Here is a 14,209-nt window from a genome sequence, read left to right on the forward strand (position 1 = left end):
CGACGTCAGGAGCGCAGAGCCGCGTTGACCCGCGCCGCCGCCTCTGCCACGGCTCCGTCCCTGGCGGCGCTGGCCTCCTCCTCGGTGAGGGTGCGGTCGGGTGCGCGGAAGCGCAGCGCCAGCGCCAGCGACTTGCGTCCCTCGCCGACCTGGGGGCCGGTGTAGACATCGAACAGCCGGACGTCTTCGAGCAGCTCCCCGGCGCCGGCGCGGACGGCATCGACGACACTCTGGGCCGCGACGTCGTCGTCGACGACGAGCGCGACGTCCTGGAAGACCGCGGGGAACGGGGACACCGACGGCACCGGAAGCCGTTCGGTGATGGGGATCGCGTCGAGGTCCAACTCGAGTGCGCAGGCACCCTTGGGCAGGCCGCAGCGCTCGACGACCGCGGGATGCAGCTGACCGGCGTACCCGACGACCACCGAGCCCTCGTGACCGCCGAGCGCCACCTCCGCGCAGCGACCGGGGTGCCACGGCAGGCGCTGGGCCGGGCGCAACGTCAACTCCACGCCGCAGGCCCTGCCGATGATGCGCACCGCCTCGAACGCGTCGGACGGGTGCACCGGCCGTCCCGGCCCCCACGGCCCCGCGGTCTCCCGCAGGCCCGCGAGTACCGCCCCGACGTGTTGTGGCTGACGGGGCAGCGACGCGTCGAGGACGGCGATCTCGTCATCGGTGGGTCGGCGGTCGTTCGGAATGCGGTCGACCGCACGGGTCTGCGATGTCGGCTCGACGACCTGTGCCACAGCGAACAGCGCAACGTCGACCGCCCCGCGGGACACATTGCGCGTCAAAGCCTCCAGCAGCCCGGGCAGCAGCGTGGTGGCGAGCTCGGGACGGTCCGATTCCAGGGGGTTGAGCACCCTGGTGGTGCGCCGCCGATCGTCGTCGGCGGGCAGGCCCCACTGGTCGAAGATGTCGCCGGCGAGGAACGGGGTGGGCAGTATCTCCACGTAGCCGTTGAGCGCCAACGACTTTCCGATCGCCCGACGCCGCTTCTGTACCGGGGTGAGCCCGCGTCCGGCCGGAGCCGGCGGCAGCACCGACGGAATCACATCCAGGCCCTCCAGCCGCATCACCTCTTCGACGAGGTCGGCGGGCTGCCGGATGTCGGGTCGCCAGCTCGGCGGGATGGCGGTGACCCGATCACCGTCGACGGTCACCTCGGCACCGATCTGCGTCAGCCGCCGCTGGGTGGCTCCCTGCGGGTAGCCGACACCCGCGGTGCGGTCGGGCAGGTCGATGGGCATGCTCACCGGCGGGTGCGACCAGTTCTCGGCGGGCGGGTCACCGCGCCAGTCGGTGAGCGTGGGTTCGACCGAACCGCCCGCGATCTCGGCCAGCAGGGCGGCGCACCGGTCCAGCGCCGCGACGGACACGGCGGGATCGACCGTTCGCTCGTAGCGGCGGCCGGCTTCGCTGTGCAGTCGAAGGCGGCGCTGCGTGCGTGACACCGCGGCGGGATCCCAGACCGCGGCCTCGAGCAGCACGTCGGTGGTGTCGTCGCGGACCTCCGTGGTCCCGGCCCCCATCACACCGCCGATGGCGGCGGTGGCGACGTCGTCGACGATCAGCACATCGGCGGGATCCAGCCGGCGCTCGACATCGTCGAGCGTGACGACCGTCTCCCCCGGCTCGGCGAAACGCACCCGGAAGCCGCCGGTGATCAGGCTCCGGTCGTGGGCGTGCATGGGGTGGCCCAACTCGAGCATCACGTAGTTCGTCACGTCCACCGCCGGCGAAATCGCACGGATGCCGCTCAGCAGCAACCTGCGCTGGATCCACCACGGCGACACGGCTTTCGGATCGATGCCGGTGACCGGTCGCAGCCCGAAGCGGAGTACGCCGGTTCCCGGTTCGATCGTCACCGGTAACGCCTCGCCGTCCACGGGCAGCGGCGGAACTCGGGCTGGATCGAAGGCGGGGTCTATGTACTCGAGGTCGTACGCGTTGGCGATCTCGCGCGCCATCCCGCGCACCGAAAGGCAGTAGCCGCGGTCGGGAGTGATCGCGAGGTGGAACACCACGTCGTCGAGGCCGAGCACCTCGGCCGCCGGGGTGCCCGGTTCGGCGGTTCCGGGCGGCAGAACCAGGATGCCGGAATGGTCGGCGCCCAGGTTCAGTTCCGACGTCGAGCAGATCATCCCGTCGGACGTCCGGCCGTAGGTCTTGCGCGCGGTGATGGTGAAGTCACCGGGCAGCACGGTGCCGGGCAGCGCCACCGCGACGAGATCGCCGACAGCGAAGTTTGTTGCACCACAGACGAGGTCACGTGGCTGCGCTTCACCCACATCCACCTTGACCGCGCGGATCGGCTTCTTGAACTCGGTGAGTTCATCGATCTCGGTCACGCGGCCGACCGTCAGCGGGCCACTGACCGGACCGACCGGGATGATCTCCTCGACCTCGTGGCCGATGCGGATCAACGCCTGTTCGAGCTCTTCCGGCGACACGCCCCAGCCCGGGGTGCCGGCCTGAACGACTTCGCGCAGCCAGCTGTAGGGAAGGCGCATCAGGCCCCCACCCCGAACGGCAGCGAGAACCGCACGTCGCCCTCGACCATGTCGCGCATGTCGGGGATGCCGTTGCGGAACTGCAGGGTGCGCTCCAGGCCCATGCCGAAGGCGAAGCCGGAGTAGACCTCGGGATCAATGCCGCAGGCGCGCAACACGTTCGGGTTGACCATGCCGCAGCCGCCCCATTCCACCCAGCCGGGGCCGCCCTTCTTGTTCGGGAACCAGATGTCGACCTCGGCGGACGGCTCGGTGAACGGGAAGAAGTGCGGCCGGAACCTGGTCCGGCCCTGGGGTCCGAACTCGGCCCGCGCGAATGCGTCCAGGGTGCCGCGCAGATGGGCCATCGTGAGGTTCTTGTCCACCGCGAGGCCCTCGACCTGATGGAACACCGGTGTGTGGGTGGCGTCGAGTTCGTCGGTGCGGAACGTGCGTCCGATCGAGATGATGTACACCGGCAGTTCACGCTCGAGCAGGGCACGGATCTGCACCGGCGAGGTATGGGTGCGCAGTACCTGTCGCGACCCGTCGGGCGCGACGTGGAAGGTGTCCTGTTCGCTGCGCGCCGGGTGATCGGGCGGGAAGTTCAGTGCATCGAAGTTGAACTGCTCCGTCTCGACCTCGGGGCCCTCGGCCAGCTCCCAGCCCATCGCGACGAACGTGTCGGCGACATGCTCGGCCAGGATCGTTATGGGGTGCCGGGCACCGATCGGCTGCCGGGTCGACGGCAACGTGACGTCGATGCGTTCGGCGACCAGGACGGAGGCGTCACGCTCGGCGCGCAGCACCGCCAGGCGCTCGTCGTAGCAGTTCTGCACCTCGGTCCGCACGACGTTGACCCGCTTGCCCGCATCGGCACGCTCGGCTTTCGGAAGTGACCCGAGGGCCTGTCGCGCCAGCGCGACCGGCGACCGGTCGCCGAGGTGCTCGGTCTTGGCGCGCGCCAGTTCCTCCAGGGTCGATGCCTGGTCGAAGGCATCCCTGGCCGCGCCGGCGGCTCTGGCCAGCGCATCGTCTGATAGGTCTCCTGGCTGCTCAGCCACCCGGCGATCATAGGCGATGCGTCCGGGTGCCCTTCGCACGCATTTGTCGCGCGGCGCGATGCCCGCTGATCCGCCGGAAAAAATTGGCGAAACCAGGAAACCTGCGCTCCGACCAGGCGCACACTCGACTCAGCACCCACGTGAGACAGGGGGCGACGAACATGACCACTGTTCCCGCATCTGCCCGTCGGCTTGCGCGTGCCGCCTTGATCGCCTCTGCGATCACATTCGCCGCCGCATGCCCAGGGATCGTGACAGCAGCACCCGTGTGGGACGTCGAGGAGTACGACTACTGCATGCGGCAGACCGGAGGGGTGCCGCCCGGGAGCGATCCCATTGCGCAGGAAGAGGAAAACGATCGGTACTGCTGCCACCGCTCCGGTGGTGTGTGGAACGGACTCACCTGCGCTGCCCCGCCCGCCGAGGGTGCGGTGCTGCTTCCGGAGGCACCGAAGGCCGGCCTACCCACGCTGCCGGTGCGACCGCCCATCGTGGCGCCGCCGCCCCCGCCGGTGCTCGGCCCGGTTGTTCCCGTGCTGCCCCCGATCGCGGGCTGAGCGTCGCTCTCATCGCAGTCCCGGTGAACCCCCGGGTCATCGTCAACCGCCAGAGCGGCACGGCACTGAGCGACGCCACCGTCGTCTCCGTCCGCCAGGGCAACCCGATCCGCGAGTACGTCTGGGACGCCCAGGGCGACGACAAGATTCGCCAGAACGTCGGCCACGTCATCTACCTCGACGTCAAGTAGCGCCCCGCCCCGAAAAAGGCCGCCCCACCGGGGCGGCCTTTCTCTTATCCAGAGACGTCAGGGGGTGGCTTCCTCCTCACAGATTTCTGCCACCACGCAGATCGCCTCGCCGAGTCCGTCCTGTGCCTGCGACGGCGCAGACACCTGAACTGCGGAGAGCACCGGTCCGGGACCGTTGCCCGCTGCTCCTGCGACCCCGCCGCTTCCCTGGCCGCCGTTCGCGCCACCGGCGGCGGCGCGGCTCAACCCCGTCTGGGCCCGCTCGTCGGCGTGGCTGGTGCCGTTCTCGTTGGGCGCGGCCGCAGCCATCGGCGCAGCGAAAATGGCTCCGACGGCTGCCGCGGCGGCCGCTGTTGTGACAAGAGCACGAATCATGCGAATCCCCTCACTTGTTAGCTCCCCCCCGACCCTTCCCCGACTGTAGCCCGAACCGGATTCACGATCCTTCGTTTGCTCAGCATTGGCAGCAGTACGGCGTGCACCCTTAGGTGACAACGTATGTGGTCGAACCAGCAATCGAAGGTGGATAACTGTGCAGCCGCAGACGCGCGGCGTCGTGACCGTCGGTGACTATCCGCCGGTCAGTGCCTCACCGTCGTCCGGATCCTCAGCTGCCTGCCTGCGAGTTCGCAACCGGTACATCGTGAAGTCCGGGGGCACACCCTCCTGCTTGGGCGCGAAGACCTGCCTGCGGAGTTTCTTCGCGGTCACGCCGAGGCTGTCGAACTCCTCCGGGGGAATCCGCTCCAGGGTCGCCTGCGAGACGATCAGCTCACCTCTGGTCGCACGTTCCATCACCCGCGCCGCGAGGTTCACGTCGATACCGAGCCAATCCGAGCCGAGTCGCTGCGGATGGCCGGTGTGGATGCCGACCCGCATCCGTGGCGTATAGCCTTCCACCTCAACGGACTTGAGGTCCTCGCGGGCGGTGATCGCCGCGCGCACCGCCGTCGCCGGATCGGCGAACACCGCCATGATCCCGTCGCCCATCCGCTTGACGATGTGACCGCCGGATTCGAGCAGCGGGGGTTCGACGACTTGGGAGACCCGGCGCAGCAACCGCAGCGTCGCGTCGTCACCGGCGCTCAGCGAGAACGCCGAGAACCCGACCAGATCTGTGAACACAAGTGTCGCCTCGGCGTTGGCGGGCCGACCGGAGACCCGTTCGGTCAGTGCCTGCCAGACCTGCAGGGCGCCCAGGCTGACCTCGCGGGACACCGCATTGCGCTCCAGGATGCGGTCGGCGGCCCGGGCGGCCGCCCGGGGTCCACCCACCCCGTCGACGGACAGCGGATCGCCGAACTCGGGGTCGCCGGGCAGCGCGCGGCGCGCGCGCCGTAGGAACGAAATGACGTTGGCGCTGTGGTTGACATCCTTCAGCCAGCCCAGCGGCCGTGAGGACTGACCGCCTCCTCGCTCGTCCGGCGGGTCGTCGTCCACGGACCTCAGCCTAATCAGAGCGCGAACCGGCGGGTAAACAGGCAGGTCACGGCCGTGTGGCACTGCGGTTGAGGCTGCGTAACACTGCTGCGGCGCGCTGCCCGAACCATAGACAACGAGTGTTGTCAAAGCCTATCGTGGGACGGTGCGATCAATGGCGATGGCAACAGCGGCGAACGACAATCCTCTCGGCCCTGATTCACTGACGTGGAAGTACTTCGGGGACGTGCGCACGGGCATGCTCGGAGTGTGGATCGGCGCGATCCAGAACATGTATCCGGAACTCGGCGCCGGCGTCGAGGACCATTCGATCCTGTTGCGTGAGCCGTTGCAGCGAGTGGCCCGTTCGGTGTACCCGATCATGGGCGTCGTCTACGACGGGGACCGAGCGGCCGATACCGGGGCGCAGATCCGCAGCTACCACCAGACCATCAAGGGCGTCGACGCCGACGGCAGGCGCTACCACGCCCTGAATCCCGAGACGTTCTACTGGGCGCACGCGACGTTCTTCATGTTGATCATCAAGACAGCCGAGTACTTCTGCGGCGGGCTGACCGAGGCCGAGAAACGCCAACTCTTCGACGAGCACGTCCAGTGGTACCGGATGTACGGGATGAGCATGCGGCCGGTTCCCGACTCGTGGGAGGCGTTCTGCGAGTACTGGGACCGCAAGTGCCGCGACGAACTCGAGATCAACCGCGCGACGCTGGACATCTTCTCGATCCGCATCCCGAAGCCGTGGTTCGTGTTGATGCCGACGCCGGTGTGGGATCAGATGTTCAGACCGATGGTCGGCGCACAACGATGGATTGCCGCAGGACTTTTCGACCCGGTGGTGCGGGAGCGGGCCGGCATGCGGTGGACGCCCGGTGACGAGGTCCTGCTCCGCCTGTTCGGCAAGATGGTCGAACTGGCCTTCGTGGCCGTGCCCGACGAAGTCAGGCTCCATCCGCGGGCAGTCGCCGCGTACCGCCGCGCGCAGGGCCGCCTCCCCGCCGATGCTCCACTGGTGGAGGCTCCGGCCTTCACCGCCCCCCCACGTGATCGCCGGGACAAACCGATGCACTACGTGCCACCGAACAAATCGCTGCTCGACCGAGTCGGTTCGCTGGTGCACACGACCTTCTCTCTGGCGGGTATGCGCCCCGCGCGCGGCCGCGGTAAGGCAGCCTGAAGGCATGCTCGAATGGTCTGACGTCGATATCGCCGTGCGCGACGCCGTGCGGGAGTTCGTCGACAAGGAGGTGCGCCCGCACGTCGACGCGCTGGAGAGCGGCGAGATGGAGCCCTACCCCATCATCCGCAAGCTGTTCTCGACGTTCGGCATCGCCGACATGGCGCGCGACTCGCTGACCAAACGATTGGCCCGGCTGCGCGACGGCGACGCCTCGTCGCAGCAGAAACCGTCCTCGGGCGGCATGTTCGGCGGCGGCGGTGCTCCGGGCATGGGGTTCGTGGTCGTCAGCGAGCTGTGCCGGGTGTCGATGGGCGTCGTCACCGGGATGGGCGTCAGCCTGGGGCTCACCGTGCCGACGATCATGAGCCGCGGCACCCTGGCCCAGCAGGAACGCTGGCTTCCCGATCTGGTGACCTACGACAAGGTCGGCGCCTGGGCGATCACCGAACCCGACTCGGGCTCCGACGCGTTCGGGGGCATGAAGTCCTATGTGGTGCGTGACGGGGACGACTACATCCTCAACGGCCAGAAGACGTTCATCACCAACGGTCCGGACGCCGACGTCGTCGTGGTGTACGCCAAGCTCAACGACGATGCGCCTGGTGCCGCCCCGGCGAATCCGCGGGACCGCAAGGTCCTGACCTTCGTGCTCGACCGCGGCATGGACGGCTTTGTTCAGTCGAAGCCGTTCCGCAAGATGGGCATTCACTCATCCCGTACCGGAGAGCTGTTCTTCAACGACGTCCGACTCGGGCGTGACCGGTTGCTCGGCGAGACCGAGGGAGATGGTGCAGGCGACTCCGGCCGTGACAGTGCCCGTTCCAACTTCTCCGCCGAACGTATCGGCGTCGCGGCCATGGCCCTCGGCGTGATCGAGGAATGCCTGCGTCTGTGCGTCGACTACGCCAGGAGTCGCACGCTGTGGGGCAAGGAGATCGGCCAGTTCCAGCTGATCCAACTGAAGCTCGCCACGATGGAGGTGGCGCGAATGAACGTGCGCAACATGCTGTTCCGGGTGATCGAGGCGGCGGAGACGGGCACACCCATCTCCCTGGCGGAGGCGTCGGCGATCAAGTGGTACTGCTCGCAGGCCGCGACCGACGTCGCGATGGAGGCCGTGCAGGTGTTCGGGGGCAACGGCTACATGACCGAGTACCGGGTCGAGCAACTCGCCCGCGACGCCAAGTCGCTGATGATCTACGCGGGAAGCAACGAGGTTCAGATCACCCACGTCGCCCGGGGTCTGCTCGGCGGTTAGGGCGTGCCGAGCAACTAGGCCCTGGCTCTGCGCTGGGCCCGTGAACTCTCGTAGAGGCAGATCGCCGCGGCGGATGCGACGTTCAGGCTTTCGGCGTCGCCTTCCATCGGAATCCGTACTCGCGTCGTGGCACGCGCGGCCACCTCCGGCGGCAGGCCGTGCGCCTCGGGGCCGAACAGCCACGCCGTCGGCGACACGAGTTCGGCGTCGTCGAGGCTGATCTCGCCGTCGAGCACGGTCGCCAGCACCTGCAGTCCGGCGTCCTCGAGTCGGCTCACGACCCCCAGCGCATCGGGATCGCTGACCACCGGGATCGAGAAGATGCTGCCCGCCGACGCGCGCAGGCACTTTCCGTTGTAGGGGTCCACGCTGTGCCCCGCGAACACCACCGCATCGGCCCCCATCGCGTCGGCGACCCGGATCAGGGTGCCGGCATTGCCGGGCTCGGAGACGCCCACAGGCACCGCCACCAACGTCGCCGCACCGTCGAGGACGTCACCGAGAGTGGTGTCGTCGACCGAGCACACCGCGACGAGGCCCACCGGAGTCACCGTGTCCGACAATGCTTTTGCGGCACGTTCGGTGACCAACTGGACCTCGGCTCCCACCAGCAGGTCCGCGAACCGCGCCGCTGCGCTCTCGGTCGCGAAGACCTCCGACACGACACCGCGCCGCAACGCGGCCCCGACGAGGTTAGGCCCCTCGGCGAGAAAACGTGCGGCGCGGGTGCGTCCGGAATGGCGGTGCAGCTTGATCGCGGCAGCCACCCGGTTGGAGCGCTCGGTGAGCGTCAGGCAGCCTCTCCGGAGGGTGCGTTGACATCCTCGGGCAGAGCGGCCTTGGCGACCTCGACCAGCGCGGTGAACGCGGCCGCATCGCTGACGGCGAGCTCGGCCAGGTTCTTGCGGTCGACCTCGACCCCGGCGGCCTTGAGGCCCTGGATCAGCCGGTTGTAGGTGATGCCGTTGGCGCGGGCCGCGGCGTTGATGCGAGTGATCCACAACTTGCGGAAGTCGCCCTTGCGCGCCTTGCGGTCACGGTAGGCGTAGGTCAGCGAATGCAGCTGCTGCTCTTTGGCCTTGCGGTAGAGCCGGGACCGCTGGCCGCGGTATCCCTTGGAGGCCTTGAGGATGGTGCGCCGCTTCTTCTGCGCGTTGACTGCGCGCTTCACGCGTGCCATGGGTGTTTCCTATCTCGTTCGGGTCAGGTTCAGGCTCGGGCGCCACGGGCGCCCAAAATGTCAGCCGTTGAGCAGCTTCGCGATGCGCTTCTTGTCGTTGGCGGCCACCTCGGTGCGGCCGTCGAGCCGCCGGGTGCGCTTGCTCGCCTTGTGCTCGAGCAGGTGGCGCCGGCCGGCCTTCTGGCGCACGATCTTGCCTGTTCCGGTACGACGGAAACGCTTCGAAGCGCCGCTATGTGTCTTCGCCTTGGGCATGGTTCCTCAGTTCTGCTGGGTGGTGTCAGGGTTGTCGGTGGGCTGCGCTTCCGCGGCGGGCCGTCGAGCGGCGGCCGGTGCATCGGCGTCCTGCGCCGCCTTCGCGCGAGTCTTCGCACCGCGGTGCGGCGCCAGCACCATCGTCATGTTGCGGCCGTCCTGCTTCGCGGACGTCTCGACGAAGCCGTAGTCGGCGACGTCGGCGCCCAGGCGCTGCAGGAGTCGGTAACCCAGTTCGGGACGCGACTGCTCACGCCCGCGGAACATGATCGTCACCTTGACCTTCGACCCTGCCTCCAGGAAGCGGATCACGTGACCCTTCTTGGTCTCGTAGTCGTGCGGGTCGATCTTGGGACGCAGCTTCTGTTCCTTGACGACGGTCTGCTGCTGGTTCTTGCGAGACTCGCGCGCCTTCTGGGCCGTCTCGTACTTGAACTTGCCGTAGTCCATGATTTTGCACACCGGCGGCTTGGCGTCCGGGGCTACTTCGACGAGATCGAGATCGGCATCCGCGGCGACGCGGAGTGCATCTTCGATGCGCACGATGCCTACCTGCTCACCGCCCGGTCCGATCAGGCGAACTTCAGGTACGCGAATGCGCTCGTTGACGCGGGTCTCAGTGCTGATGGGGCCTCCTATGTTGTCCTCAGGAGTCCCCCACGCCGACGGCAATCTGCCCCGAAGAACAGATAAGCCCTGCTCAAAGCAGGGCCCAATGCCGACCAGGACAGACATCAACGATGCCTGTGACCGGACCGCTGTACCTTCGAGTGAATCGGTGGCCAGCGGTGGGAGTGGGACTCCACTTGCTGTCCCTGGCGTCAGCCGGGACGGTCGCGCATGCCAGTCTAGCAGCCATGACCGATGATCCAACACGCGCTGCAGAGGCCTACCCACCGGAGCGCGACCTCGCCGACATCCCCGCGGTCGAGGTGATCACCCGCGCCGCGGTGATGCTGATGAGTGCGGCCGCCGAGAAGCTCGGCCTTTCGGCGGCGGATCCCGACGACAGCCCGCACCGTGACCTCGACGAAGCCCGCCGATTGATCACCGCGCTGGCCGGACTGGTCACCGCATCGGCCGAGTACCTGGGCCCGCACGCGGGGCCGGTACGCGACGGCCTCAAAACGCTGCAGTTGGCATTCCGCGAATCCAGCGCCGCACCCGAGGAGTCCGGTCACGGTCCGGGAGAGAAGTACACCGGCCCGGTCTGGTAGCGCCACTCGGCGTGGCCGAACATCCGCACGGGTCGCAGCACGAGCGAATATCCTCGCGGCCTATGACCCTGACGACCCCGGCGCGGACGCGTCCGACCTCCAGTTTCCGCTGGGTGCCCGCGGCGGCCGGTTGGGTGGTGGGCGTCATCGCGACGTTGTCGCTGCTGGCCAGCGTCTCCCCGCTGATCCGGTCGCTCATCAGGGTTCCTCGGGAGTTCGTCAACGACTACCTGTTCAACTTCCCGGACACGAGCTTCGCGTGGGCCTTCGTGCTGGCACTGCTGGCTGCCGCGCTGGCTGCGCGCAAACGCATCGCCTGGTGGATCCTGGTGTTCTACATGGTCGCCGCGGTCGGCTGGAACGTCGGCGATCTGCTCAGTGGCAGCGAATCCTGGATGCAGGACATCGGCGAGTGGATCGGCCTGGCCTTCCACCTCGCGGCGATCGCGTTCCTGCTGCCGGCCCGCAAAGAGTTCTGGGCGAGGGTGCGCCGGGGTGCCCTGCTCAAGGCCGCAGGCGTGCTCGTCGCCGCGATGGGTATCGGCACGTTGATCGGGTGGGCGCTGCTGGAGTTCTTCCCCGGCAGCCTGGCCCGTCCCGACCGGTTCTGGTACGCGCTGAACCGGGTGAGCGCCTTCGCCGGCGCCGACGCCGATTCGTTCAGCGGCCATCCGCATGTGTTCGTCAACGCGCTGCTCGGCCTGTTCGGCGCGCTGGCCCTGATGGCAGCGGCGATCGTGCTGTTCCAGTCACAGCGTGCCGACAACGCGCTCACCGGGGAGGACGAATCGGCGCTGCGCGGCCTGCTCGAGCTCTACGGCAAGAACGACTCTCTGGGCTACTTCGCCACCCGCCGCGACAAGGCCGTGGTGTTCGCCCCGAACGGTCGCGCGGCCATCACCTACCGCGTCGAAGTCGGGGTGTGCCTGGCCAGCGGTGACCCGGTCGGCGATCCGAAGGCATGGCCACAGGCGATCGAAGCCTGGCTGGGGCTGTGCCAGACCTACGGCTGGGCTCCGGGGGTGATGGGCGCCAGCTCGACGGCCGCGCAGGCCTTCCGTGGGGCCGGCCTCAATGCGCTGCAGCTCGGTGACGAGGCGATCCTTCACCCGGACGATTTCCGGCTCTCCGGCCCCGACATGCGGGCAGTGCGTCAGGCCGTGACCCGAGCCAGGCGCGCCGGGGCCTCCGTGCGGATCCGCAGACACCGCGACATCGGCAGCGACGAGATGGCCCAGGTGGTCACGCGGGCCGACGCGTGGCGCGACACCGACGACGAACGCGGCTTCTCGATGGCGCTCGGCAGGCTCGGTGACCCCGCGGACGGCGACTGCCTTCTGGTCGAGGCGGTGCAAGGGGACGGGCAGCAGGTCGTCGCGATGCTGTCGTTGGTGCCGTGGGGTACCAACGGGGTGTCGCTGGACCTGATGCGCCGTTCGCCGCAATCGCCCAACGGCACCATCGAATTGATGGTCAGCGAACTGTGCATGCAGTCCGAGGACATCGGGCTGACGCGCGTCTCCTTGAACTTCGCGATGTTCCGCTCGGCGTTCGAGCAGGGCGCTCAACTGGGAGCCGGGCCGGTGGCCAGGTTGTGGCGCTGGCTTCTGGTCTTCTTCTCCCGCTGGTGGCAGCTGGAGACGCTGTACCGGTCGAACATGAAGTACCGGCCCGAGTGGGTGCCGCGCTTCGCCTGCTATGAGGACGCGAGGCTGGTCCCGCGTGTCGGCGTGGCCTCGGTGATCGCCGAAGGCTTTCTGGTGCTTCCGTTTTCGCGGCGCCACGAGCAACCCCACACCGGCCACCACATCAATGCGCCGGGAACCCTGATGGCGACGGGACTGCTGCACTCCGACGGAACCACCCCCGATGAGAGCCTTGCGCCCGATCTGCCATACGACGACGATCTGCCCCGGCTGCCCGAACAGGTCCGGGTCCGGATGGCCAAACTCAAGGCGCTGCAGAACGACGGCGTCGACGCCTACCCGGTTGGCAACCCGCCCAGCCACACCGTCGCGCAGGCGCTGGCCGCGGCGGACGGCACCGAGGTGTCGGTCGCCGGCAGGGTGCTGCGGGTGCGTGACTACGGCGGTGTGCTTTTCGCCCAACTGCGCGACTGGTCCGGCGAGACTCAGCTGTTGCTCGACAACGCGATGCTCGGTGACGCCGGAACCGCCGACTTCACCCGCACGATCGATCTCGGCGATCTCGTCGAGGTGACGGGAGCCATGGGGCGCAGCCGGTCCGGCGCCTGGTCGGTGATGGTGACCCGGTGGCGACTCATCGGCAAGTGCCTGCGGCCCCTGCCCGACAAGTGGAAGGGGCTGACCGACCAGGAGGCGCGGGTGCGGGCCCGCTACGTCGACCTGGCGATCAACACCGAGGCGCGCGATCTGATCAAGGCGCGCAGCGGCGTCCTGCACGCGATCCGGGAAACCCTTGTCGCCAAAGGATTCCTGGAAGTCGAGACACCGATCCTGCAGCAGATCCACGGCGGCGCCAACGCCAGGCCCTTCCTGACCCACATCAACGCCTACGACCTCGACCTGTATCTGCGCATCGCTCCCGAGCTGTATCTCAAGCGGTTGTGCGTCGGTGGCGTCGAGCGGGTCTTCGAGCTGGGACGAGCCTTCCGCAACGAGGGCGTCGACTTCAGCCACAACCCGGAGTTCACGCTGCTGGAGGCCTACCAGGCGCACGCCGACTACAACGTGTGGATCGACGGCTGCCGCGAGCTGATCCAGAACGCCGCCCAGGCCGCCAACGGCGCACAGGTGTTCCTGCGCCCCCGCGAGGACGGCGTCCTGCAGCCCGTGGACATCTCCGGGCAGTGGCGGGTCGAGACCGTGCACGGTGCGGTGTCCGCGGCCCTCGGCGAATCGATCGCGCCGGAGACCGATCTACCCACCCTTCGCCGGCTGTGCGACGCCGCGGGCATCCCCTACCTCACCCACTGGGACGCGGGGGCGGTCGTGCTCGAACTCTACGAACGCCTCGTCGAGGATCAGACGACCGAACCCACGTTTTACAAGGACTTCCCGACGTCGGTGTCGCCGTTGACCCGGCCTCACCGCAGTATCCCCGGGATCGCCGAGCGCTGGGATCTCGTCGCCTGGGGCGTCGAACTCGGCACCGCCTACAGCGAACTCACCGATCCCGTCGAACAGCGCCGCCGACTGCAGGAGCAGTCGCTGCTCGCCTCCGGCGGCGACCCCGAGGCGATGGAACTCGACGAGGACTTCCTGCAGGCCATGGAGTACGCCATGCCGCCGACGGGCGGTCTCGGCATGGGGGTGGACCGCGTGGTCATGCTCATCACCGGCCGCAGCATCCGCGAGACCCTGCCCTTCCCGCTGGCCAAACCGCGGTAGCAAC

The 14,209-nt window shown here is 68.4% G+C and carries 14 protein-coding genes; 6 read left to right on the forward strand and 8 right to left on the reverse strand.

Annotated features, from left to right (window positions below; genetic code table 11):
* Positions 1–5: 5 nt before the first annotated feature.
* On the reverse strand, positions 6–2,516 hold the full coding sequence (pheT, locus tag H7I57_RS16730; RefSeq protein ID WP_264024763.1) for a phenylalanine--tRNA ligase subunit beta: 2,511 nt from the start codon (positions 2,514–2,516) through the stop codon (positions 6–8).
* Positions 2,516–3,559 carry a phenylalanine--tRNA ligase subunit alpha gene (gene pheS, locus H7I57_RS16735; protein ID WP_264024764.1) on the reverse strand — a complete coding sequence of 348 codons (1,044 nt, stop codon included), beginning with the start codon at positions 3,557–3,559 and terminating at the stop codon, positions 2,516–2,518. Before pheS ends, pheT begins: the two co-directional genes overlap by 1 nt.
* Positions 3,560–3,810: 251 nt before the next feature.
* Between pheS and H7I57_RS16740 the strand changes: the two genes are divergently transcribed.
* Together H7I57_RS16740 and H7I57_RS16745 are read left to right on the forward strand one after the other, a co-directional pair.
* Entirely contained in the window at positions 3,811–4,116 is a 306-nt protein-coding gene (locus H7I57_RS16740; protein ID WP_264024765.1) for a hypothetical protein, read from the forward strand.
* A gap of 23 nt (positions 4,117–4,139) precedes the next feature.
* Entirely contained in the window at positions 4,140–4,307 is a 168-nt protein-coding gene (locus H7I57_RS16745; protein ID WP_264024766.1) for a hypothetical protein, read from the forward strand.
* 57 nt (positions 4,308–4,364) lie between these two features.
* On the opposite strand, the gene H7I57_RS16750 is transcribed toward H7I57_RS16745, so the two are convergent.
* Positions 4,365–4,682, reverse strand: coding sequence for a hypothetical protein (locus H7I57_RS16750; RefSeq protein WP_264024768.1), 318 nt, complete (start codon positions 4,680–4,682; stop codon positions 4,365–4,367).
* A gap of 195 nt (positions 4,683–4,877) precedes the next feature.
* Positions 4,878–5,747 (reverse strand): adenylate/guanylate cyclase domain-containing protein, encoded by an 870-nt coding sequence (locus H7I57_RS16755; protein WP_308204372.1) that lies wholly within the window; start codon positions 5,745–5,747, stop codon positions 4,878–4,880.
* Positions 5,748–5,901: 154 nt separating this feature from the next.
* Between H7I57_RS16755 and H7I57_RS16760 the strand changes: the two genes are divergently transcribed.
* Together H7I57_RS16760 and H7I57_RS16765 are read left to right on the forward strand one after the other, a co-directional pair.
* Positions 5,902–6,921 (forward strand): oxygenase MpaB family protein, encoded by a 1,020-nt coding sequence (locus H7I57_RS16760; RefSeq protein WP_264024770.1) that lies wholly within the window; start codon positions 5,902–5,904, stop codon positions 6,919–6,921.
* A 4-nt stretch (positions 6,922–6,925) separates the two neighbouring features.
* Complete coding sequence (locus H7I57_RS16765) at positions 6,926–8,182, forward strand: acyl-CoA dehydrogenase family protein (protein ID WP_264024772.1); 1,257 nt, start codon at positions 6,926–6,928, stop codon at positions 8,180–8,182.
* Positions 8,183–8,196: 14 nt separating this feature from the next.
* Here the strand turns inward: H7I57_RS16765 and H7I57_RS16770 are convergent, their stop codons facing one another.
* From H7I57_RS16770 to infC, 4 genes are read right to left on the reverse strand one after another with little or no spacing between them, the layout of a single operon-like run.
* Positions 8,197–8,949 carry a TrmH family RNA methyltransferase gene (locus tag H7I57_RS16770; protein ID WP_264024773.1) on the reverse strand — a complete coding sequence of 251 codons (753 nt, stop codon included), beginning with the start codon at positions 8,947–8,949 and terminating at the stop codon, positions 8,197–8,199.
* 23 nt (positions 8,950–8,972) lie between these two features.
* Positions 8,973–9,362 (reverse strand): 50S ribosomal protein L20, encoded by a 390-nt coding sequence (rplT, locus tag H7I57_RS16775; RefSeq protein ID WP_264024774.1) that lies wholly within the window; start codon positions 9,360–9,362, stop codon positions 8,973–8,975.
* A gap of 60 nt (positions 9,363–9,422) precedes the next feature.
* Positions 9,423–9,617 carry a 50S ribosomal protein L35 gene (gene rpmI / locus H7I57_RS16780; RefSeq protein WP_137145251.1) on the reverse strand — a complete coding sequence of 65 codons (195 nt, stop codon included), beginning with the start codon at positions 9,615–9,617 and terminating at the stop codon, positions 9,423–9,425.
* Between the two features lie 6 nt (positions 9,618–9,623).
* On the reverse strand, positions 9,624–10,289 hold the full coding sequence (infC, locus tag H7I57_RS16785) for a translation initiation factor IF-3 (RefSeq protein WP_275081351.1): 666 nt from the start codon (positions 10,287–10,289) through the stop codon (positions 9,624–9,626).
* Between the two features lie 185 nt (positions 10,290–10,474).
* Between infC and H7I57_RS16790 the strand changes: the two genes are divergently transcribed.
* Together H7I57_RS16790 and lysX are read left to right on the forward strand one after the other, a co-directional pair.
* Positions 10,475–10,834 carry a DUF1844 domain-containing protein gene (locus H7I57_RS16790; RefSeq protein WP_264024777.1) on the forward strand — a complete coding sequence of 120 codons (360 nt, stop codon included), beginning with the start codon at positions 10,475–10,477 and terminating at the stop codon, positions 10,832–10,834.
* Between the two features lie 62 nt (positions 10,835–10,896).
* Positions 10,897–14,205, forward strand: a complete 3,309-nt coding sequence (gene lysX, locus H7I57_RS16795; RefSeq protein ID WP_264024778.1) for a bifunctional lysylphosphatidylglycerol synthetase/lysine--tRNA ligase LysX — start codon at positions 10,897–10,899, stop codon at positions 14,203–14,205.
* Positions 14,206–14,209: the final 4 nt, after the last annotated feature.

It is taken from the genome of Mycolicibacterium pyrenivorans, from assembly GCF_025821625.1.
GTDB lineage: Bacteria > Actinomycetota > Actinomycetes > Mycobacteriales > Mycobacteriaceae > Mycobacterium > Mycobacterium pyrenivorans.